Here is a 21,604-nt window from a genome sequence, read left to right as displayed (position 1 = left end):
CAGAGAGGTTTAATCAGGCCCGTTCGGTGGTCAGCGCCACGGGAGCCGGCAGACGGATGGTGAGGGAGAGCACCAGCGCCACCACCAGCAACACCAGGATCAGGTGGAAGGTCGCCATAAAGCCGCCAAACAGGGAGGCTACGATAGAGCCGATGATGCTGCCCAGACCAAAGCCCAGATAGATGACACCGTAGTTCTTGGTCAGGTTGTTGAGACCGAAGAAGTCGCTCACCAGCGAGGGGTAGACGGTGATGGTGCCACCAAAGCTGAAGGCCACACAGGCAACCGCCACGAAGAACAGATTGGCATTGAGCGGCACGAACAGCAGCAGCGCCATGCCCGCCAGGGTAATCAGCTGGGCAATGGTGATAACCCGGATGCGGGACATCTTGTCGGAGAGGATACCCAGCACCAGACGGCCACCCAGGTTGGCCATGGCGATGATGGCGACGGCATTGGCGGCGACCACGGCCGGCAGACCCACCATCTTCTCGCCGATATCCTTGGCCACGCCGATGACGTAGAGGCCGCTCATGCAGGCGGTGAGGAACATCAGCGCCAGCATCCAGTACTGCGGCTTGCGCATCGCCTCGGCCAGGGTGAAGTCACGGCTCTCGCTCTGCTGCACGGAGGCGGCCTGCTTGGGCGCATCCTTCATCAGCATGCCGCCCACCAGCACCATGGACATCGCAATCAAGCCCCACAGCTGGAAGGTGGTCTCAAGGCCGGAGCTGGAGAGCAGCAGCAGGTTGATGTATTTGAAACCGAGACTGCCGAGACCATAGGCACCGATGGAGCAGGCGGAGATCAGCCCCTTGCGCTCCGGGAACCACTTCACGCAGTTGGAGAGGGTCATCAGGTAGCCGGTACCGTCGGCAAAACCGACCAGAATGCCGGCGCAGAGGTAGAGCATCGCCAGATTGCTGGCATGGGCGGTGAGGAAGAAGCCGATGCCGAGCAGCACGCCGGCGCCCAGGGTCACGTTGCGCACCCCGAACCGCTCCTGCAGCTTGCCCGCCATGGAGGAGGCGACTGCCAGCGAGAGGCTGAGCAGGCCGAAAGCGAAAGCGACCTGACTCACCGGCTCGTCCAGCTTGTCGGAGAGCTGGGCGTTGAACAGGCTCCAGGTGTAGACAGAACCCAGTGCGAACTGGGTGATGATGGTACCGATCAGTGTCAGGTACCGGGTGCGATTCATCTCTTTGGTCATGATGCGTCTCGGTCGATGGCCTTAAGGAAATTGAGGCCACTATAGGCAAGACGCAGCTCGCGCCGATCGATTAAGGCATGAAATGCAGATCGGCGGGAATGAATGACAATCAGAGCCGCATCAGCTGACGGAACGCCTTGATGTTGCTGCGACTGACCGGCACCTCGAACGGCAGATCATGGAGCCGGATGAGATAGGTGCTGTTAAACCAGGGGACGATTTCACGGATCTTGTTGATGTTGACGCAGTAGGAGCGGTGGCAACGGAAGAACCCCTCGGCAGGCAGCCGGCTGACAAACTCGCTGATGGTCATGGTCATCACGTAGCGGTCATCGCGGGTGTAGACATAGGTGAGCTTCTCGTCGGCTTCCGCGTAATAGATCTGCTCGCAGGGGGTGACGATGATGCGCTCCCCCTTCACCAGATTGACGGTGCGATTCTGCGCTGCCCCCGGCTCGCTCCCCTGCCCCGCCTGCGACTTGCCTGCCTGCTCCAGCTTTTGCAGCAGGCTGATGAGGCGCGGCTCGTTGTAGGGTTTGAGGATGTAATCGAACGCCTCCAGCTCGAACGCCTCCACCGCAAACTCCTTGTAGGCGGTGACGAAGACGATGTGGGGCGGGTGGCTCGACTTGTGCAGGTTCTTGGCCAGCAGCAGACCGTCGATGGAGGGGATCTGGATATCCAGAAACACCACGTCCACCTCGTGATCCTGCAGGTATTTGAACGCCTCCAGCCCATCCTCAAAGCTCGCCACTATCTCGATCTGGCTGTGCTGATTCACCAGATAGATGAGCTCCTCGCGAGCCAGATACTCGTCTTCCACAATGATCGCTTTCAGCATGACAACACCTCTCGCGGCACACACTTATCCTCAACCATGATGGCTCTCAGCATGGCATCGACTCCTGATCCGGCAGATAGAAACTCACCTCGGTACCCGGCTCCAGCCGCTTGAGGTGCAGGCCGTCGCCATAGAGCAGCTTGACCCGCTGATGCACGTTCATCAGGCCGATGCTGCGGCTCTCCACCCGCCCGGCGGCCACCCCGTCGATCACCTCCTGACTGATGCCGTAACCGGTGTCCCGCACCGCCACCCGGATGCCGCCCGCCAGCTGTTTCACCTCGATGGTGACCCGGCCCGGCGCACTGCGGGGCTGGATTCCGTGCAGGATGGCGTTTTCCACCAGCGGCTGCAACAGCAGGCTCGGCACCTCGATATGCACATCATCCACATCAAACACCACCTCCAGCTTGTCGCCAAAGCGGGCCTGCTCGATGGCCACGTAATCGCGCACCTGCTGCAACTCCTCCTTGATGTCGATGAGGGTGTCACCCTTGTTGAGGTTGTAGCGCAGGTAATCTGCCAGATTGGCGATCAGCTGGCGCGCCTGCTGGGGCCGGATGCGGATCAGCGACGAGATGGCGTTGAGGGCATTGAACAGGAAGTGCGGGTTGATCTTGCTCTGCAGCGCGGTGAACTCTGCCTTGCGGGTCATCTCTTTCAACTGCTCGATGCGCGACACCTCCATCTGGGTGGAGATGAGCTGGGAGAGGCCAACCGCCATCTCCCGCAGCGAACTGGTGATGCTGTGGGTGCGGCGGTAGTAGATCTTGAGGGTGCCGCTCACCGAGCCGTTTTCCCGCAGCGGAATAATGATGACCGAGTGGAAGTCGGCCAGATGGTACTGGCGCAGATCGTTGTTGATGATGATCTGGTCGAGCAGCACCGCCTGCTGGGTCATGCCGCTGATGGCGTGGTGCTCCTCCAGCTCATAGTAATCCTTGCCCACCCCGACATAAGCCAGCACGTCACGGGTGTCGGTAATGGCCACCGCGTCGGCACTGATCTCGCTGCGAATGATGGCGCAGACCTGACTCAGGGAGTGGCGGTCGATGTTCTGGAAGAAGGGCAGCGTCTTGTTGGCGATATCCAGCGCCAGCTTGGCCTGCTTGGCGGCAATCAGCTCCTTTTCGTCATCCAGATCCTGCACCAGCTTGATGATGAGACCGATGCAGAGCGCCCCGGCAATCATCGGGTAAGCGATATGGCTGACGATCTCGACGCCCACCTCGTGCGGCTCGGTCAGCAGCCAGATCAGCAGCATGGTGAGCCCTTCACACAGCATTCCCGCCAGAATACCGTAGAGCCAGAGCCGCGACTTGCGGCAGCGCAGGTGCAGCCAGGTAGCGAGCAGGCCGGCGATGATGCTGGCGATGAGACACGGGATCGAGGTGTGGCCATCCATGTCGATGAGATAGCGGTGCAGACCGGAGATAACCCCGGCCGGAATGCCGACCCAGGGGCCAAACAGAATGCCGCCGGAGATAATGGCGATGATCCGCACGTTGACCAACGCCCCCTCCACCGGAATGCCGGTGTAGGTACTGAACACAGCAAACAGACAGAAGATGGTGGCAACCAGCACCCGCTCCGCCGGTGTGTGATCCTGTTTCTGGAACAGCCGCTGGAACGGCCGGGTGCGGGTCAGGAAGAAGAGGGTCATCAGCATCAGCGCCGCCCGTTCGAACACCGCCAGCAGCATCATCTGATTTTCAAGCATCCAGACCCCCTCTTGTCACTCGTTCAACTCGCAATCATCACCAAAAACCGGGGCCGGATAAACCAGCCCCAGCGACATCAACAATATTGGCCGGCCACCCAGCCGGAGGACCAGGCCCACTGGAAGTTGTAGCCACCTAGCCAGCCAGTCACATCCACCACTTCGCCGATGAAGTAGAGGCCGGGCACCTTGCGCGCCTCCATGGTCTTGGAGGAGAGCTCGTTGGTATCGACGCCACCCAGGGTCACTTCGGCGGTGCGATACCCCTCGGTGCCGTTGGGCAGGATCTGCCAGTCACCCAGCAGGTTGGCGATCGCTTCAAGTTCCCGCTCGTTGTACTGGCGCATCGGCTTGCTGACCAGCTGACCCAACTCCACCAGCTTGTCGACGAAGCGCTTGGGCAGCTCGCGCCCCAGCACGGTTTTCAGCTCCTGCGCCGGATGAGCCTGCGCCCATTCACGCAGGGCAGCCGGAATATCCAGCTCCGGCAGCAGGTTGATGTGGATCTTCTCGCCGGCGTGCCAGTAGGAGGAGATCTGCAGGATGACGGGGCCGGAGAGGCCGCGATGGGTGAACAGCATCGCCTCCTTGAAGCGGGTGCCATCCTCGGCGGTCACCGCCACCGGCAGGCTGATACCCGCCAGATCGGCGAAGGCCTCTTTCTCTGCCTGATGGAGAGTAAAGGGCACCAGACCGGCGCGGGTCGGAATGACCTTGAGGCCAAACTGCTCCGCCAGCTTGAAGCCGTATGGGGTCGCCCCCAGCTTGGGCATGGAGAGGCCGCCGGTGGCGATGACCAGCGAGTGACAGCCGATCTCCCCCTTGCTGGTCGTCAGCACGAAGCACTCGTCCTGCTTGCTGACGGTGAGGATCTCGGTCTGGAACTGCAGGGTCACCCCGGCCCAGTCGCACTCGGTAAGCAGCGCATCGACGATCTCCTTGGCGCTCTCGAGACAGAACAGTTGCCCCAGGGTGCGCTCGTGATAGTTGACCCCGTGGCGATCCACCAGATCGATGAAGTCCTGCTGGGTGTAGCGAGCCAGCGCCGACTTGCTGAAGTGGGGATTCTCCGACAGGTAGGCGTGAGCGCCAGCCTGATGGTTGGTGAAGTTGCAGCGACCACCGCCACTGATGAGGATCTTGCGGCCCGGTTTCTTGGCATTGTCGAGCACCAGCACCGAGCGGCCCCGATAGCCTGCCTGCGCCGCACACATCAATCCGGCCGCACCGGCCCCGATCACCACCACATCGACCTGCTTCATCATCACTCACTTATCAAAATAGAAACGGCACCTGGCCAGAACCGAGATTGCCTCTGGCGGAACACAACCATAGTGGCTGCCCAGCAGAATAAACAACGGCCCTTAAAAGGGCCGTTATTGTACTGGCTGAACACTAAGTGTCCACGACTATCAGGCGTTGCTGTCCATGATGCTGGCCGGGGCGCCCTTGGCCAGTTCGGCCAGCTCCTTGTCGATGAAGTAGAGGCCTTTGCCATCTTCACCCACCAGACCGAGACGGTCGACGATGCTCTTGAACAGCTTCTCCTCTTCATGCTGCTCGGCCACATACCACTGCAGGAAGTTGAAAGTGGAGTAGTCCTGAGTAGTAAAGGCTACGTGGGCCAGACCATTGATGCACTTGGTGATGTGGTACTCGTGCTCCAGGGTGGTACGGAACACGTCGCCCAGTGACTTGAACTCGTGGGGAGGGGCATCGATGGCGCCCAGCTTGGGCATGGCTCCGGTCTCGCTCACATAGGTGAACAGGCGCTCCATATGCTGGCGCTCCTCGACGGCGTGCTGGCGCAGGAAGGTGGCAGCCCCCTCGAAACCCTTGTCTTCACACCAGGCGCTCATCTGCAGATAGAGATTGGAGGAGTAGAACTCCAGGTTAATCTGCTCGTTCAACTTCTCGATCATGGCTTTGGCCAACATCTTGTTTCTCCTCAGTGATTTGGTATCGATTGTCGCCACACTCCGGCCATGAATCAACCCGCCAGAGAGAGGGGGATCCCGTTCCTGCCAACTCAGGGTGTCAGCTCGCCAAGGGAGGCGACATCCACCGGCGCACCATAATCGACGCCCGGCAACTCGAAGCCGTTGAGCTGCATGAAATCCTGCCGCAGCCCGGCAAAATCCCCCAGCCCGTGGAAGTTGTCCGGCGTCACCTTGGGCCAGAGCGCCGAAACGGCGGCCTGAATGGCCGGGTCAAGCTCGTGGTCATCCATCCGGATCAACCTGTTGCCATCGGCCACCACCCCATTGGGCCCGTACATCTTGGCGGCGAACAGTCGCTGCATCTGCTCGATACAACCTTCGTGTACACCGCGCTCCTTCATCACCCCCATCAGCAGGCCGAGATAAACCGGCAGCACAGGAATATAGGCGCTCGCCTTGGTCACCAGCGCCTTGCAGACCGATACCCAAGCGTGACCGCCAATCTCGGCCAGCTGCAGGTTGATGGTCTCGGCGGTAGCGTGCAGATGCTCCTTGGCATAACCGATGGTGCCATCGCGATAGAGGGGATAGGTGGATTCCGGGCCGATATAGGAGTAGGCGACGGTTTGTGCACCAGCGGCCAGACAGTCGGCCTGCTGCAACGCCTGCATCCAGAGCTGCCAATCCTCGCCACCCATCACGGTGACGGTATCGCGGATCTCCTCAGGCGTGGCGGGCGCTAACGACTGCAGCACCAGCGTATCGCGCTCCAGATCCAGCCCCCAGCCGCTGAATGGCTGGCCGGTGGTCTTGAGCACAGAACGCACTTGCGTGCCATCGGGCAGCACCCGAATGCCGCTCGCGAGCGAATAGATCACCAGATCCACCTGCCCCAGCTGCTGGCGGATGGTGTCGATGGCCTGCTGGCGCATGCCGTCGGAGAAGGCATCACCAATCAGGTTGATGGCGATACGCCCCTCCTGCTCCGCCTCCTTGCGAAACCAGATGTTGTTGTACCAACCGGCACTGCCAAGCCCCTTGTCGGAGGGGCCCCGCTCGAACGAGATGCCGATGGTGTCGGCACCGGCACCGAAGGCGAGCGCAATGCGCGACGCCAGCCCGAACCCGGAGGAGGCCCCCAGCACCAGCACCCGCTTGGGCCCGTTGAACGGACCAGCGGCCTTGATGCGTTCGATCTGCTGTTGCACGGCGGCGCGGCAGCCGATGGGGTGACAGTTGCGGGCTACACAGCCCTGGATCTGCGGATGAATGATCATGGGAAGGCCTCCAAAGAAACTGGCTACAGCATAACCAAATCGAAGGAGATTAACTTGATGCCGGATCGCTATCAGTCAGAAAAGCGGCAAGAAATGAGGCAGAAAAACAAAAGGGAGCACGTGGCTCCCCAAAGCGGTATTCAGATGCTTTTTGTTGTTTTGTGTTCATTGCGAAGCACGGGCACATCCTATGCCTCTCACCGGCTGCGGGCAATAGAGTGGGTGTGACCTAGCTCAAACTCCTGTTTAATTTACGAGCAAAAAGTGATTATTAATTGAGTCAATTGCAACCGTCAGCTGGAAATTAAACTCGTTCAAATCCCTAAACTGTGCCCAAGGCACCATTTTAGTTTCAGCAGAGATTGGTATAGTGAGTGAAGGATCGGTAAGGAGACATCCCATGAGTGGTACAACCTATTACAAGCATATTCTGGCCGCGATCGACTTGTCGGAGGATAACCGCAAGGTGATCGACAAGGCGGTGGACAGAGCCCGTTCCAACGGCGCCAAGCTGTCGGTTATCCATGTCGATGTGGACCTCAAGGATCTCTACACCGAGATGATCGATATCGACATCGACAACGTGCAGGATCAGGTAATCGCCGAAGCGAAAGAGAAGCTGGAGGCCTTCCTCGCCTCGGTGGACTACCCCATCGAGAAGAAGCTGGTCATCTGCGGCGATCTGAGCGAGCGGGTCAATCAGGCGGTCAAGGAGTACGAGATCGATCTGCTGGTATGCGGCCATCGCCAGAGCTTCTGGAGCCTGCTCACCTCGAGTGCGCGCCAGCTGATGAATACCGTGCCCTGCGATCTGCTGGTCGTTCCCTTGCAGAAGTGATCAAACAGGCGTAGTGTGATTTGCCATGAATATGACCTCATTCAATCACAACTACTGGTGGTGCTGCTCTTAAACAGGCGGCACCGCGTTTCTATTGTAAATTTCCCAAAGAAAACACCGTGACCGCCGAGAGGCGGTCAACTGTTTTTATCCCTTTGTCGCCTCCCGGCTCACCCAACTGGAGAGAGTGACATGCACAACCCCGTTATCCTGACTGGCGATCGTCCCACCGGCAAACTGCACATCGGCCACTATGTCGGTTCCCTGCGCCAGCGCGTCGAAGCCCAGCACCACTACCGTCAATTCGTGATGATCGCCGATCTGCAGGCGCTGACCGACAACGGCCACAACCCGGCCAAGGTGACCGACAACGTGCTGGAGGTAATGGCCGACTATCTGGCGGTCGGCCTCGACCCGGCCAAGACCACCTTCTGTCTGCAGAGCGCCCTGCCCGCCCTCGCCGAGCTCACCTGCTACTACCTCAATCTGGTCAGCGTCGCCCGGCTGGAGCGCAACCCCACCGTCAAGGCGGAGATCCAGCAAAAAGGGTTCGAACGCACCCTGCCGGCCGGTTTTCTGGTCTATCCGGTGAGTCAGGCCGCCGACATCACCGCCTTTCGCGCCAGCCATGTGCCGGTCGGGGAAGATCAGCTGCCGATGCTGGAGCAGACCAACGAGATCGTCCGCCGCTTCAATTCTCTGGTGGGCAAAGAGGTGCTGACCGAGTGCCAACCGATCCTGAGCGACACCGGCCGCCTGCCCGGCATCGACGGCAAGGCCAAGATGTCCAAGTCTCTCGGCAACACCATAGAGCTCGGCATGTCGGCGGAAGAGGTCAAACAGGCGGTGTTCGCCATGTATACCGACCCCAACCACCTCAAGGTGAGCGATCCGGGTCAGGTGGAGGGGAATACGGTGTTCGCCTATCTCGATGCCTTCCATCCGGACAAGGAGCTGGTCGCCGAGATGAAGGCGCACTACCGGCGCGGTGGACTGGGGGACATGCGCTGCAAACAGGTACTGAACGACTGCCTGCAGACCCTGCTCGCCCCGATGCGGGAGCGCCGGGCCGCGGCCATCGCCGACAAGAAGATGCTGCTGGAACTGCTCTATCAGGGCACCGAGCAGGCCCGCATCATCACCGATGAGGTCTTGGCTGAAGTGAAAAGCGCCATGGGGCTCGACTACTTCGCCAGCATCCGCTGAGTCGACGTACCGAGCGCATCGGCGCCGTAGAGGTCGTACACCAGCTGATGCAGCAGGCTCTTGAACCAGCTGATCGCCTCGTCATGGGCGGTCAGCGGGTGGCCCGCCATCAGATAGACGATGGGGATCTCCGGATCCAGCTGATGCATCCGCAGCGGGTAGTAGCGGCAGAAGTGGCGCCCGATCATCTCGGGCACCACCACCAGATAGCGGCCGGTCGCCATCAGCGGCGGCACCGCCATAAAGCTCGGTAACCTGACCCCCAACTCCCGCTCCACCCCGAAGCGGGCCAGCCAGAGCTCCACCATCGCCTGGCTGTGGCCCCAGCTGGAGGTGTGGATATGAGGGCGGCTCACCAGCTCGACCGGAGTCAACAGATCGGGCAGCTCGCTGCCAAGGGGCGACAGGCAGACCAGCGGATTGCTGAACCACTCCTCGCGCCAGAGACGAGGCGAGAGGTGGTTGGCACCGGCAAAACCGATCACCAGATCCAGCTCCCCCTTCTCCAACTCCCGTTCGTAGTCGCTGTCGGCCAGCTCGCACACCTCCAGCCGGCAGTGGGGCGCTGCGCGGAACAAGCGATCCACCAGCAGCGGCACCAGCCCGTGCTCTACCGAACCCGGGGTGGCGATGCGGAAAATCCGCCGCGCGCTGGCTGGTTCGAATCCCTTGGCCTGACGCAGTCCCTGCTCCAGCATCGCCAGTGCCTGCCGCACCGGCCCGGCCAGCGCCTTGGCGCGCTCGGTCGGCATCATCTCCCGTCGGCTCATCACGAACAGAGGGTCATCCAGCGCGATCCGCAACCGACCCAGCGCATGGCTGACGGTGGATTGGGAGAGATGCAGCCGCTCGGCGGCGCGGGTGACATTGCGCTCCTGCATCAGCATGTCGAATACGGCGAGCAGGTTGAGGTCGAGGCGGGAGAGAGAGCTATCCATCGATATTAGCCATAGTTGAATGCCGACAATTCATTTTTACCATAGTAACAGATTACCTAGAATGCGCAGGCTTAATACATCGGAGATTAAAATGCGTAGCTATCTGTTATTGCTGGCCATCGGCCTGCTGTGGGGTTCCCAGTTCATTTTCATGCACCAGGCCGTTGCCGAGCTGCCCCCCATTCTGGTGGCTGCGGGTCGTGCCCTGTGCGGCAGTCTGACCCTGGGTCTGCTCTGCCTGTTCATGCGCCTCAAGAGTGAAAACACCCCGTGGCGGACCTACATGCTGATCGCCTTGCTGGATGCCACCATCCCCTTCATCATGGTCGCCTGGGGCCAGCAGTATGTGGATAGCGCCATCGCTGCCGTGGTCATGGGTTGTATCCCGTTTGTGACCATTCTGGCTGCACCGCTGTTTATTTCTGGTGAAAGAATCACCAAAACCGGTCTGCTCTCCGTGATCATCGGCTTTGCCGGTGTGCTCACCCTGTTCTGGCCGAAACTCTCCCAGGGCATGAACGCCGGTCTGCTCGGTGCCATGGCCATACTGCTGGGTGCCAGCTGCTTCGCCATCGGTCTGCTGATGATCAAGCGCTTCGCCAAGGACCATCCGGTCGTGGTCGCCCGCAATATCCTGATCTCCTCGGCCACCCAGTTGCTGCTGGTCGCCCCCTTCATGGTTGACCTCGGCAGCCTGACCCTGCCGAGCAGCCAGGCCCTGAGCGCCATTACCGTGCTGGGTACCCTCTGTACCGGTCTGGTCTACTTCCTCTACATGGCGCTGATCCAGAAGGCCGGCCCGACGTTCGCCTCCTTCAGCAACTATCTGGTGCCGCTGTTCGGCGTGATGCTGGGCGCCCTGTTCCTTGGCGAGCAGATCCACCCCACCACCGGCGTGGCACTGGCCCTGATCCTCGGCTCGGTCGCCATGAACCAGTGGGCCCAGCAGCGTCGTGTACAGCGTGAGGCAACCCTATGTCAGGCATCTTGACCACCCTGTGCGGCGGTCTGGTCCTGATTGCCGGCTGGCAGTATCGCCAGCGACTGGCGGGCATGCTGGGGTTGTTGATGGTACTACTGCCCTGGTTCTTCGATAGCAAGCTGCAAGCCATGCTGAGCTATGCCCTGAGTGCCTGAATCGCTTTTCTGAGTGTGTGAAGAGAGTACATCTCTCCTGTTTTTTGGGACTGTTTTAAAAAACCTCCGATTTGTCCCCCGCTACCGGCGCTCTGCGCCGGTTTTTTTATGCTCGCTTGCCGCTACTCACATCCGGTAGCGGTAGTCGATCCGCTCGTTCTTGCGCGGGCCGGTGATTTGCCAGCTCAGCAGAAAACCGCCGTCAATCTCGGTCAGCTCGGCGCGGTAGTGATCCGCCCCGCACAGATGGGGCTCGGCGGTCAGCCAGCGGCCATCCCCTTGTGGCAGCAGCTCGAACAGTTCGACCGGCGCTTCATAACGCAAGTGAGAAAGGCGGATCCCCCGCTCGCTACGTTGCCACCAGAAACGGTTGTGCATGGTGAGCACCCGACCATGGGGAGTGGTGTAGCGCCCCTGCTCGCTGAAGAGCCAGCCACCCTGATGATCGGTCACCGCCACAACCCCTTCGCCGCGACCATTCCAGTCGGTCGCCGACCCCTCGCCATTGCTGGCGGTGAAGCCAAATGCTCCGACCTGTGGCAATCGTGCCCATAAACGCTGGATTGCCGCTTCCATCTCGGCCATCATAGCCCCCTCAAAAATTGACAACTGATGACAAATCAACCACATGAACTACTTGATAGGGGTCACCCTGCTCTGGTCATTCTCCTTCAGCCTGATCGGGGTCTACCTCGCCGGTCAGGTGGATGCCTACTTTTCGGTGCTGACCCGCATCGCCCTCGCCACCTTGGTGTTTCTGCCCTTCCTGCGCCGCCGCTGGCTGCGACCCGCTCTGGTGGCCAAACTCATGGCGCTGGGCGCCATCCAGCTCGGCATTATGTATCTCTTCTACTACCACTCCTTTCTGCTGCTGACGGTACCGGAAGTGCTGGTCTTTACCATCTTCACCCCCATCTACGTCACCCTGCTCCACGACCTGCTTGAGCGGCGCTTCAACCTCGCCTATCTGTGGGGAGCCCTGCTGGCCGTCGCCGGTGCAGCCGTGATCCGCTTTGACGGGCTGACCGAGAGCTATGCGCTGGGCTTTCTGGTGGTGCAGGGAGCCAACCTCTGCTTTGCCATGGGTCAGGTGGGCTACAAGGTACTGCTGGCGAGGGAGGCTGAGCAACCGCCACAGCTGGCGATTTTCGGCTGCTTCTATCTGGGAGCACTGGTGATCGCCCTGCCCGCCTGGTGGTTGCTGGGCAAACCCCAGTACCCGACCAGCGGGCTTCAGTGGGGCATTCTGCTCTGGCTCGGGGTGGGCGCTTCGGGGCTGGGCTACTTCCTGTGGAACAAGGGGGCGACGCTGGTCAGCAGCGGGGTGCTCGCCATCATGAACAATGCGCTCATTCCGGCCGGTCTGCTGGTCAATCTGCTGATCTGGGGCAAGGATACCGATTTGACCCGGCTGGCCATCGGCGGCGTACTGATGCTGGCATCCCTCAAGGTGTGCCAGCATCGCAAGGTCACTTCATCCTGAGGGGCAACTAGCCGACGACGGCGTTGCGCTCCCGTCTGGCCTGACCGTGGCAGGTGGCCAGACGGGCCAGCAGATGGTCAAGCTGCTCGCCGGGCTGGCTCTGTACCAGCCCGATACTGACGGTCACCGGCCGCTGTGGCAGCAGGCTGGCGTCGGCAATCTCGAGGCGCAGCCGTTCGGCAATCTCCAGCCCCTTCATCCGCTCGGTGCCAGAGAGCATCAGAATAAAGCCGTCCTCATCCCAGCGTGCGAAGGGATCTTCGCGGCGCAGCTCGTGACGCACGATGCGCGCCAGTTTGGCCAGCATGGCGTCACAGGCGGCCTCGCCAAAGAGCTGGCGGATCTTGGCCATGTGATCGACGGAAAACTGCAGCAGACTGAAGCTTCCCCCCTCGGCCAACAGCCTCTCCTCCAGCAGTTGCTCGAAGCGGCTGCGACTCTCCAGCCCGGTCAGCGGATCGGTGCCGTGCCGCTCTTCCACCAGCACGACGGCGGGATCGAGATGGCGCACCACGCCAAGCAGATGGCCCCGCTCGTCACGGCGGATCCGTTCTTCCAGCCGGATGTAGTGGCCGTGGTGGTGAAGAATGCGATATTCGAGGCGCAGACCGCTGCTGCGGCCGCTCTGGCAAGCGCTCAGGGCATCAGCCAGCCGGGCAACGTCATCGGGATGGACCCGCTCCAGCCAGCCGAGATCATCCGGCCAGCTATCGCCAAGCCCCAGCAGGCGCAGGCAGGAGGGGTCGCGGCGCAGTCCCTGTTGCGGGGACCAGGTCCAGATCCCAGCCTCCAGCAGCGCCATGGCATCGAACAGCAGACCCGGATCAAGCCGGGCGGTGACATCCACCAAAGGTGTCTTGAGCATTTCCATGGGGCACCTCGAAACCGAATCTGAAGAGCTGATTCATAAGTAACATTGGCCATGGCGGCGAGCAACAGGGTCAGCTCGCTTTTCCGTGATAACCCTCCATCAGGGTCTGCCAGTTGTCCGGTACGAAGTGGAAGCTGGTGTGCAGTTGAGACTCCTTGTTGAAGGAGCGCAACAGCCGCTCCAGATTGCCCTTCTGCCACTCACCGGGGGAGCGGATCGCCCCCTTGTCGAAGTCGATCACCCACACCTTCTCATCCTTATCGAGCAGCAGGTTGTGGCTGTTGAGATCGGCGTGGTAGACGCCGGCATCGTGCAGCTGGCGCACCGTCTGGCCAATCTTGTGCCACACCTCGCTGGCCACCGGCCCCTGCTTGAGCAGGGCGACCATGTCCTTGGCACCGCGAATACGCTCGATCAGGATGTCGGCGCGATAAAATGGGCCCTGTTTGGCCATCCGCGCACCGAACGGACGCGGCACCGGCAACCCCAGTTCGCACAACTTGGCCAGCAGGGTGTATTCCGCCATGGCGCGGCTCGATTCGACCCCTTCGAACCAGAAGCGATCCCGCACCACCTTGCCCACCATGCCGCCGCGATAGTAGTGGCGCAGCACCAGATGGCGGGACTCATCCTTGACGAACCAGGTCACGCCGCGACCGATGGAGGTTCCCACCACCTGACGGTTGTTCTGCCACCAGGTCGGTTCGAATAACTGGGAAGTGGGGTCGCGAAAGGCCCCTTCGGCGAACCAGCAAACCTGGTTGTGTTCGGTCTGTATCAGCATCATGAAGATCCCGCTCGGTGGGTCGTTGATCGCCCCTGTTTATGGGCGATGAGGCTGCGACTGTGGCATGCCCGCAACATGTGCCAGCCATGGCGGCTATTCGGGTGACAAAGCCCGGCTGACGATTGCGCGCAATTTTACAATCCACAGGGGAGTTTGCATAATGCCATCCACCCTTTTTGCCAGCCGTGCGCCACATCATGCCGCTATTTCAAACGCCTCCCTCCTCCATCTGCATTCTGCGGCTCTCCGCCATCGGCGACTGCTGCCACGCGCTGGCACTGGTACGGGTCATCCAGCGGGAGTGGCCGCAAACCCGCATCACCTGGATCACCGGAAAAATCGAGGCAACCCTGTTTGCCGATCTGCCCGGTGTCGAAGTGATCGCCTTCGACAAGAGCAAGGGGTGGCGCGGCTATCGCGACCTGTGGCAGACCCTCAGGGGACGTCAGTTTGATGCCCTGCTGCATCTGCAGGCAGCCATGCGCGCCAGCATCGCCACCCTCGGCATCAAGGCCAGGGTCAAACTCGGGTTTGATCGGGAGCGGGCCAACGACGGCCAGTGGCTGTTCACCAACCACAAGGTGCCCTCGCCCGCCTCTCCCCACGTGCTGGACGGTTTCCTCGCCTTTGCCAAAGAGCTCGGCATCAAGGATCTGACCCCGGATTGGCAGCTGCCCATCAGCGCCGAGCATCAGGCCTGGGCGAAAGAGAAGATTGGTGGCAAACCGACCCTGCTGATCTGCGCCGCAGCCAGCAAGGCCTTCAAGAACTGGACGGCAGCGGGCTATGCCGCACTGGCGGATCACGCAGCCAGCAAGGGTTTTCAAGTCTATCTCTGTGGCGGGCCAGCCAAACTGGAGCGGGATCTGGCCGCCGAGATCCGGCAACTCAGCCAAAGCAAACCGGTCGATCTGGTTGGCCAGACCAACCTCAAGCAGCTGTTGGCGCTGATTGGTGAGGCGAGTCTGGTGCTGGCCCCCGACACCGGCCCAACCCATATGGCCACCATTGTCGGCACACCGGTCATCGGTCTCTATGCCCACCACAATCCGGCCCGCACCGGCCCCTATCTCTGCCGGGATTATGTGGTCAGCGTCTATCAGACCTTGATCGAGCAGGAGACCGGCAAGCCGCTGACCAAGCTCAGCTGGCGCACCCGCCTCAAGGATCCCGATGCCATGAGCAAAATCACCAGCGAGCAGGTCATCGCCGCCTTCGATCGCCTCTGCGCCGATCGCCACCTGCCTGACTGAAAGCAGCTCGGAAATCCCGAGCTGTGAGGCAGGGATAACCTGATGGCCCCACGCCGGAGCGACAGGCAGAATAACGACCGATGTGGGTTACGCTCCCGCAACAAGCTACGAACACTTTGATCGGCCGGAATATGATTCCGGCCGTTTTTTTATTCGCCACCTTCTGTTAAAATTCGCCGCCTTTACATCCCCCTGATCCAAGAATTTATCCGCATCATGCGTTTGGCTGTCTCCCTTTCGGGCACAAGACGGCGGCCTCTGCTACAACCAAAATGCGGGTTCCGATTAAAGGTAATAACATGGCGCAACAAGGCACTCTCTATATCATCTCCTCCCCGAGCGGTGCAGGTAAATCCAGTCTGCTCAACGCCTTGCTGACCAACCACAATCAAGCTGGCAAGATGCAGCTATCGGTCTCCCACACCACACGCGCTACACGTCCAGGCGAAGAGCACGGTGTCCACTACCACTTCGTCAAGGTGGAAGAGTTCAAGGAGCTGATCGAGCGCGGTGATTTTCTGGAGTGGGCTGAAGTATTCGGCAACTACTACGGCACCTCCCGCGCCGCCATCGAAGCCTGTCTGGCGCAGGGAATCGACGTATTCCTCGACATCGACTGGCAGGGCGCCCGCCAGATCCGCGAACTGATGCCGACCAAGTCCATCTTCATCCTGCCTCCCAGCCGTGAAGAGCTGGAACGCCGCCTGATTGGCCGCGGTCAGGACAGCGCAGAAGTGATCGCCGGCCGGATGGCAAAAGCCATTGCCGAAATGGTGCACTACGACGAATATGACTACGTGATTATCAATGAAGAGTTCGAGCAGGCGCTGTTCCAGCTCAGAGCCATTATTGAGTGCCAACGGCTGGAGATGCGTCATCAACAGCAGGCACAACAAAACTTGCTGCAACAGTTACTGGCAGAATAAGCCAAAAACGAGTAAACTTTTGCGTCATTTTTAAACACCGCTTTTCTAAACACAGAAAGCCCACATAACTGGAGCCCTGCATGGCACGCGTTACTGTAGAAGATGCTGTAAAACAGGTTGGTAACCGTTTTGACCTGGTGCTGGTCGCCGCACGCCGCGCCCGTCAAATCGCGGTTCAAGGCAAAGATCCGCTGGTTGAAGAAGAGAACGACAAGCCGACCGTGATCGCCCTGCGTGAGATCGAACTGGGTCTGGTAAACAACCAGGTAATGGACACCCAGGACCGCTACGAGCAGCAAGAACAGGAAGCCGCCGAGCTGGCTGCCGTTGCTGCCATCGCCGAAGGCCGCGGTTAAGTCACTCTTTCCCCATAGTCGGCACCCGCCCGGGTGCCGACTGTTCATCCCCATTTACAACCGCTCGAAAACCTCGCAAACTCAGGTCTACACGCTCAACTCCACGAATTGCCGTTTCACCGCTGCGGGGACTGTCTTGTATTTATTTGAAAATCTTAAAGAAATAGCCAGTTCCTACCTGCCGCCCGAGCAGGTCGAGAAGCTCAGGCAAGCCTATGTGGTGGCCCGTGATGCCCACCAGGGACAGATGCGTTCCAGTGGCGAGCCCTATATCACCCACCCCGTCGCCGTAGCCCGAATTCTGGGCGATATGCGCCTCGATCATGAAACCCTGATGGCCGCCGTGCTGCACGACGTCATTGAGGATACCCCCATCACCAAGGCCGATCTGGCCGAACAGTTTGGCGATGCGGTCGCCGAGCTGGTAGCCGGGGTCTCCAAGCTCGACAAGCTGAAGTTTCGCGATCGCAAAGAGGCTCAGGCCGAGAACTTCCGCAAGATGGTGATGGCGATGACCCAGGATATCCGGGTCATTCTGATCAAGCTGGCCGACCGCACCCACAATATGCGCACCCTGGGCTCGCTACGGCCGGACAAGCGCCGCCGCATCGCCCGGGAAACCCTCGAAATCTTCGCCCCCATCGCCAACCGCCTCGGTATTCACACCATGAAGAACGAGCTGGAAGAGCTGGGCTTCGAGGCGCTCTATCCCATGCGCTCCCGCGTGTTGCGCGAATCGGTGCGCCGCGCCCGTGGCAATCGCCGCGAGATTATCGACTCCATCCAGAGCGAAATCAGCGGTCGTCTGAAAGAGGCGGGGATCGAGCATCAGGTCAGTGGCCGCGAGAAGAACCTGTTCTCCATCTACAACAAGATGGAGAAAAAAGAGCTGCAATTTCATGAGGTAATGGATATCTACGCCTTTCGGGTCAAGGTGAAGGACATAGATACCTGTTACCGGGTGCTGGGACAGATGCACAGCCTCTACAAGCCGCGCCCGGGCCGCTTCAAAGATTACATCGCCATCCCCAAGACCAACGGTTACCAGTCGCTGCACACCTCGCTGGTGGGGCCGCACGGGGTGCCGGTCGAGGTGCAAATTCGCACCGAGTTCATGGATCAGATGGCTGATAAAGGGGTTGCTGCCCACTGGGCCTACAAGCAGGATGGCGACAGCTCGGGCACTACCGCCCAGATCCGCGCCCAGCGCTGGATGCAGAGCCTGCTGGAATTGCAGCAGAGCGCTGGCAGCTCGTTTGAATTTATCGAGGGGGTCAAAACCGACCTCTTCCCCGACGAAATCTACGTCTTTACCCCCGAAGGGCGCATCATGGAGCTGCCCGCTGGCGCCACGCCGGTGGACTTTGCCTACACGGTGCACACCGATATCGGCCACGCCTGCGTCGGTTCGCGGGTCGATCGCCACCCCTACCCGCTCAGCAGCCCGCTGCACTCGGGCCAGACGGTAGAGATCATCACGGCGCCGGGCGCCCGTCCCAACGCGGCCTGGCTCAACTTCGTGGTGACCACCAAGGCGCGCTCCAAGATCCGCCAGTTCCTCAAGAACCTGCGCACCGAAGAGTCGGTGGTGCTGGGTCGCCGCCTGCTCAACCATGCGCTGGGCGCCAAGAATATCGAAGACATTCCCGAGCCGCGCATCAAACAGGTGCTGGCCGATACCAAGCACGAGAACCTGCAGGGGCTGCTGGCCGATGTGGGTCTCGGCAACGCCATGAGCGTGATGGTGGCGCGTCGCATGCTGGGGGATGAGTTGCCGCCAGAAGAACAGCCCAAAACCAGCAGCAAGAAGATGCCGATCAAGGGTGCCGACGGCATGCTGGTCACCTTCGCCAACTGCTGCCGCCCGATCCCGGGGGATGCCATCATCGCCCACATCAGCCCGGGCAAGGGTCTGGTGATCCACCAGGAAGCCTGTCGCAACATCAAAGGCTACAGCAAAGAGCCGGACAAGTACTTGCCGGTGCAGTGGGAGGTGGACAAGGAGCAGGAACAGGAGTTCCGCACCGGCATCAGCATCGAGATCATCAATCATCAGGGTGCGCTGGCCGAGTTGGCCAACGTGATTGCCGCCACCGGTGCCAACATTCACGCCATCAGTACCGAGGAGAAGGATGGCCGGGTCTATCAGGTGAGCCTGCTCATCACCACCAAGAGCCGTATCCATCTGGCCAACATCATGCGCAAGATCCGCGTCATGCCCAACGTGCTCAAGGTGAGCCGGCAAAAGAACTGATCACACAGGCGGCGCAAGCCGCCTGCTGCTTTTTAAGAGACAACCATGACCCCCGAACGCTTCAAGCGCATCACCGATATGCTGGCCCAGCGTCAGCTCGATTTGACTGTCTGTATGGAAGAGGTGCACAAACCTCACAATCTGGCTGCCATCGTGCGTACCGCCGATGCTATCGGTATCCACCGGGTACACGCCGTCTGGCCCAAAACCTGGATCCACAAGCGCAAGGGCACCGCCCGTGGCAGCCAGAACTGGGTGGATGTGAAACTGCACCCGGACATCGGTAGCGCGGTAGCCGAGCTGAAAGCCTCCGGCATGCAGATCCTGGCAACCCATCTCTCCGACAGCTCGGTCGATTTTCGCGCCATTGACTACACCAAGCCGACCGCCATTCTGGTGGGACAGGAGAAACACGGCATCGGCGAAGAGGCGCTGGCCCTGGCCGATCACCATATCGTTATCCCCATGGTGGGTATGGTGCAGTCCCTCAACGTCTCGGTGGCTGCAGCCGCCATCCTCTACGAGGCGCAGCGCCAGCGCGAGCTGGCTGGTTGCTATCAACGCGGCTGCCCGCTCACGCTGGAGGAGCAGAACAGCATCCTGTTCGAAGGGGGATATCCCATCTATGCCCAGCTCTGCAAAGAGAAAGAGATGCCCTACCCCCAGCTCGGCCCTGCCGGTGAAATTCTGGCAGACGAAGAGTGGTGGCAACGGATGCAGCTGACCCGCAAAGGCTGGGCCCAGCAGATCGAGCAGGACGACATACAGGAGGAGTGATGGAGAACCCTTTTGGCAGCTGGCTGGAATCGCAAATCATCCGGGATCACCTGACCAACCCGAACATAGAGGCCGGCGACTACAGCTACTACTCCGGCTACTACCACGGCAAGCCGTTCGAGGATCACTGTGTCCGTTATTTACTCGGGGATGGCTCGACCAGAGCAAGCTGGGACAGCGGCGAGTGGGGTACAGAAGTAGATCGCCTGATTATCGGCAAGTTCTGCTCCATCGCCTCGGGCGCCACCTTCATGCTGGCAGGCAATCAGGGCCACCGGCTGGATTGGGTCTCCACCTTTCCGTTCAACCCCGACACCTTTGGCGAAGGGGCCCGCAGTGGCTTTCTGCGCAAAGGAGATACCCGGATAGGCAACGATGTCTGGATCGGCTCGGAAGCGATGATCATGCCCGGCATCACCATAGGTGATGGCGCCGTTATCGCCACCCGCGCCGTGGTGACCAAGGATGTGGCCCCTTACACCATAGTCGGCGGCAATCCGGCCCAACAGATCCGCCGCCGTTTCAGCGATGAGCAGATCGCCATGCTGCAAGAGATGCAGTGGTGGGACTGGCCTCTGCCCACACTGCAAAGCGCCATGTCGCTGCTCTGCTCCGGTGACATCGCAATGCTTTATCAATACTGGCAAACGGAGTGTGCCTGATGAAATCCCTCTCGATCCCCCTGTTGGCCCTGACCCTGTTTTCTGCCGGAGCCCTTGCCGTGACCAATCCCTATCAGCTCACCAGCGAAGCCGATGTGCCCACCCTCTACCAGCAAACCCTGCCCGACTTCTGGCGCCAGCATGCCATAGAAGGAGAGTTCAAGGGCAAGGATGGCGTCGCCATCCGCTATGCCGCGCTGCGACAGGAGAAGGTTGATCGCGCCATCCTGATCGTCAACGGCCGGGTAGAAAGCTACCTCAAGTATCAGGAGCTGGCGTGGGATCTCTGGCGCCAGGGCTACAGCCTCTACCTTATCGACCATCGTGGTCAGGGGATGTCCGGCCGCATGCTGAGCGACCATGACAAGGGATATGTCGACCAGTTCGACGATTATGTCGTCGATATGAAGCAGTTTCACGACCAGATAATCATGGAGGACAAGCCCGCCAAGCTGTTCCTGCTGGCTCACTCCATGGGGGGGGCCATCTCGGCCCGCTATCTGGAGCGCTGGCCCGATGATATTCGCGCCGCCGTGCTCTCCTCCCCCATGCTGGGCATCAATCTGGGCGGCCTGCCCAAATGGCTGGCCAGGGGACTGGCCACCACCATAGGCACAGTCGGCGGCTGGTTTGGCGAACCACCCTATGGGCCGGGTCAGGGCCCCTATCAGGATCATGGCTTTGCCGATAACGAGCTGACTCACAGCCAATCCCGCTATCAGGCTTTCCGCCAGATTTATGAGCAGTACCCGCAGATCAAGCTGGGGGGGGCCACCGCCCACTGGATTTATCAGGGGATCACCGGTGCCGATGCCGCCATCGCCGATGCGGGCGCCATCAAGACGCCGCTGCTGCTGCTGCAGGCTGGCAACGACAGCGTGGTGGACAACGCGGCGCAGGATGCATTTTGCACCAAAGCCAACTGCGAAGGGGGCAAGCCGCTGCGAATTGAAGGGGCCTGGCACGAGCTCTTCATCGAATCCGACGACAAGCGCCAGCCCGCACTGACCGCCATGCTCGATTTCTTCGCCCGCTACTAGGCTGGCTATTTTTTGTAACCCTAAATAAATGGGGTGACCATGCTGGCTGGGGTAAACTGCCCCCGCTTTCAATTGATGCCGAGGTAAA

22 protein-coding genes are annotated in these 21,604 nt (G+C 60.4%); 12 read left to right on the top strand and 10 right to left on the bottom strand.

The genetic code is table 11. The features are described from left to right. Window positions 1–13: 13 nt before the first annotated feature. The 6 genes from BS300_RS18815 to fabV all read right to left on the bottom strand — a co-directional run bounded on the left by BS300_RS18815 (window position 14) and on the right by fabV (window position 6,988). Complete coding sequence (locus tag BS300_RS18815; RefSeq protein WP_019446255.1) at window positions 14–1,210, bottom strand: MFS transporter; 1,197 nt, start codon at window positions 1,208–1,210, stop codon at window positions 14–16. A gap of 109 nt (window positions 1,211–1,319) precedes the next feature. Next, window positions 1,320–2,051 carry a LytTR family DNA-binding domain-containing protein gene (locus BS300_RS18810; RefSeq protein ID WP_033115292.1) on the bottom strand — a complete coding sequence of 244 codons (732 nt, stop codon included), beginning with the start codon at window positions 2,049–2,051 and terminating at the stop codon, window positions 1,320–1,322. A gap of 46 nt (window positions 2,052–2,097) precedes the next feature. Next, window positions 2,098–3,771 (bottom strand): sensor histidine kinase, encoded by a 1,674-nt coding sequence (locus BS300_RS18805; protein ID WP_071914590.1) that lies wholly within the window; start codon window positions 3,769–3,771, stop codon window positions 2,098–2,100. Window positions 3,772–3,848: 77 nt separating this feature from the next. Beyond that, a complete protein-coding gene (locus tag BS300_RS18800) occupies window positions 3,849–5,033 on the bottom strand; it encodes an NAD(P)/FAD-dependent oxidoreductase (protein ID WP_083593536.1) in 1,185 nt (394 codons plus the stop codon). 150 nt (window positions 5,034–5,183) lie between these two features. Continuing rightward, complete coding sequence (ftnA, locus tag BS300_RS18795; RefSeq protein ID WP_041210835.1) at window positions 5,184–5,708, bottom strand: non-heme ferritin; 525 nt, start codon at window positions 5,706–5,708, stop codon at window positions 5,184–5,186. A 92-nt stretch (window positions 5,709–5,800) separates the two neighbouring features. Beyond that, on the bottom strand, window positions 5,801–6,988 hold the full coding sequence (gene fabV, locus BS300_RS18790; RefSeq protein ID WP_071914586.1) for an enoyl-ACP reductase FabV: 1,188 nt from the start codon (window positions 6,986–6,988) through the stop codon (window positions 5,801–5,803). Window positions 6,989–7,388: 400 nt separating this feature from the next. Here fabV and BS300_RS18780 point away from each other — a divergent pair, with 400 nt between their 5' ends. Together BS300_RS18780 and trpS are read left to right on the top strand one after the other, a co-directional pair. After that, window positions 7,389–7,826 carry a universal stress protein gene (locus tag BS300_RS18780; protein ID WP_005339229.1) on the top strand — a complete coding sequence of 146 codons (438 nt, stop codon included), beginning with the start codon at window positions 7,389–7,391 and terminating at the stop codon, window positions 7,824–7,826. A 192-nt stretch (window positions 7,827–8,018) separates the two neighbouring features. After that, complete coding sequence (gene trpS, locus BS300_RS18775) at window positions 8,019–9,032, top strand: tryptophan--tRNA ligase (RefSeq protein WP_019446260.1); 1,014 nt, start codon at window positions 8,019–8,021, stop codon at window positions 9,030–9,032. Here the strand turns inward: trpS and BS300_RS18770 are convergent. Next, window positions 9,011–9,970, bottom strand: coding sequence for a LysR family transcriptional regulator (locus BS300_RS18770; protein ID WP_071914582.1), 960 nt, complete (start codon window positions 9,968–9,970; stop codon window positions 9,011–9,013). The two genes, trpS and BS300_RS18770, sit on opposite strands and share 22 nt — an antisense overlap. Before the next feature lie 91 nt (window positions 9,971–10,061). On the opposite strand from BS300_RS18770, the gene BS300_RS18765 reads away from it, so the two are divergent. Then, complete coding sequence (locus BS300_RS18765) at window positions 10,062–10,961, top strand: EamA family transporter (RefSeq protein WP_071914580.1); 900 nt, start codon at window positions 10,062–10,064, stop codon at window positions 10,959–10,961. After that, window positions 10,946–11,107 carry a hypothetical protein gene (locus BS300_RS21225; protein WP_104016764.1) on the top strand — a complete coding sequence of 54 codons (162 nt, stop codon included), beginning with the start codon at window positions 10,946–10,948 and terminating at the stop codon, window positions 11,105–11,107. Before BS300_RS18765 ends, BS300_RS21225 begins: the two co-directional genes overlap by 16 nt. A gap of 126 nt (window positions 11,108–11,233) precedes the next feature. On the opposite strand, the gene BS300_RS18760 is transcribed toward BS300_RS21225, so the two are convergent. Then, a complete protein-coding gene (locus BS300_RS18760; protein WP_071914611.1) occupies window positions 11,234–11,692 on the bottom strand; it encodes a DUF6314 family protein in 459 nt (152 codons plus the stop codon). Between the two features lie 43 nt (window positions 11,693–11,735). Here BS300_RS18760 and BS300_RS18755 point away from each other — a divergent pair, with 43 nt between their 5' ends. Continuing rightward, complete coding sequence (locus BS300_RS18755; RefSeq protein ID WP_071914577.1) at window positions 11,736–12,590, top strand: carboxylate/amino acid/amine transporter; 855 nt, start codon at window positions 11,736–11,738, stop codon at window positions 12,588–12,590. A 7-nt stretch (window positions 12,591–12,597) separates the two neighbouring features. Here BS300_RS18755 and BS300_RS18750 read toward each other — a convergent pair whose 3' ends face one another. Together BS300_RS18750 and BS300_RS18745 are read right to left on the bottom strand one after the other, a co-directional pair. Then, the gene (locus BS300_RS18750; protein ID WP_071914575.1) at window positions 12,598–13,461 is read right to left on the bottom strand and encodes a sensor domain-containing diguanylate cyclase; all 864 of its coding nucleotides are present in this window, start codon (window positions 13,459–13,461) and stop codon (window positions 12,598–12,600) included. Between the two features lie 70 nt (window positions 13,462–13,531). After that, window positions 13,532–14,245, bottom strand: coding sequence for a 3-deoxy-D-manno-octulosonic acid kinase (locus BS300_RS18745; RefSeq protein ID WP_071914610.1), 714 nt, complete (start codon window positions 14,243–14,245; stop codon window positions 13,532–13,534). A 200-nt stretch (window positions 14,246–14,445) separates the two neighbouring features. Between BS300_RS18745 and BS300_RS18740 the strand changes: the two genes are divergently transcribed. The 7 genes from BS300_RS18740 (at window position 14,446) to BS300_RS18705 (ending at window position 21,516) form a co-directional block, all read left to right on the top strand. Next, on the top strand, window positions 14,446–15,501 hold the full coding sequence (locus BS300_RS18740) for a glycosyltransferase family 9 protein (RefSeq protein ID WP_071914609.1): 1,056 nt from the start codon (window positions 14,446–14,448) through the stop codon (window positions 15,499–15,501). Between the two features lie 299 nt (window positions 15,502–15,800). After that, on the top strand, window positions 15,801–16,427 hold the full coding sequence (gene gmk / locus BS300_RS18730) for a guanylate kinase (RefSeq protein ID WP_033115281.1): 627 nt from the start codon (window positions 15,801–15,803) through the stop codon (window positions 16,425–16,427). A gap of 80 nt (window positions 16,428–16,507) precedes the next feature. Further along, entirely contained in the window at window positions 16,508–16,783 is a 276-nt protein-coding gene (gene rpoZ / locus BS300_RS18725) for a DNA-directed RNA polymerase subunit omega (protein WP_026456240.1), read from the top strand. Between the two features lie 136 nt (window positions 16,784–16,919). Beyond that, on the top strand, window positions 16,920–19,037 hold the full coding sequence (gene spoT / locus BS300_RS18720; RefSeq protein ID WP_043851698.1) for a bifunctional GTP diphosphokinase/guanosine-3',5'-bis pyrophosphate 3'-pyrophosphohydrolase: 2,118 nt from the start codon (window positions 16,920–16,922) through the stop codon (window positions 19,035–19,037). A gap of 45 nt (window positions 19,038–19,082) precedes the next feature. Continuing rightward, window positions 19,083–19,814: a tRNA (guanosine(18)-2'-O)-methyltransferase TrmH gene (gene trmH / locus BS300_RS18715; protein WP_071914571.1), complete on the top strand. Its 732-nt coding sequence runs from the start codon at window positions 19,083–19,085 to the stop codon at window positions 19,812–19,814. Beyond that, window positions 19,814–20,476 (top strand): CatB-related O-acetyltransferase, encoded by a 663-nt coding sequence (locus BS300_RS18710; RefSeq protein ID WP_071914569.1) that lies wholly within the window; start codon window positions 19,814–19,816, stop codon window positions 20,474–20,476. The genes trmH and BS300_RS18710 overlap by 1 nt, the downstream gene beginning before the upstream one ends. Next, the gene (locus BS300_RS18705; RefSeq protein WP_071914567.1) at window positions 20,476–21,516 is read left to right on the top strand and encodes an alpha/beta fold hydrolase; all 1,041 of its coding nucleotides are present in this window, start codon (window positions 20,476–20,478) and stop codon (window positions 21,514–21,516) included. Before BS300_RS18710 ends, BS300_RS18705 begins: the two co-directional genes overlap by 1 nt. The last annotated feature ends 88 nt before the right edge of the window (window positions 21,517–21,604 follow it).

The organism is Aeromonas sp. SCS5 (genome assembly GCF_001887375.1).
Taxonomy (GTDB): domain Bacteria; phylum Pseudomonadota; class Gammaproteobacteria; order Enterobacterales; family Aeromonadaceae; genus Aeromonas; species Aeromonas jandaei.
This window is presented reverse-complemented; position numbering and strand designations above follow the sequence as displayed.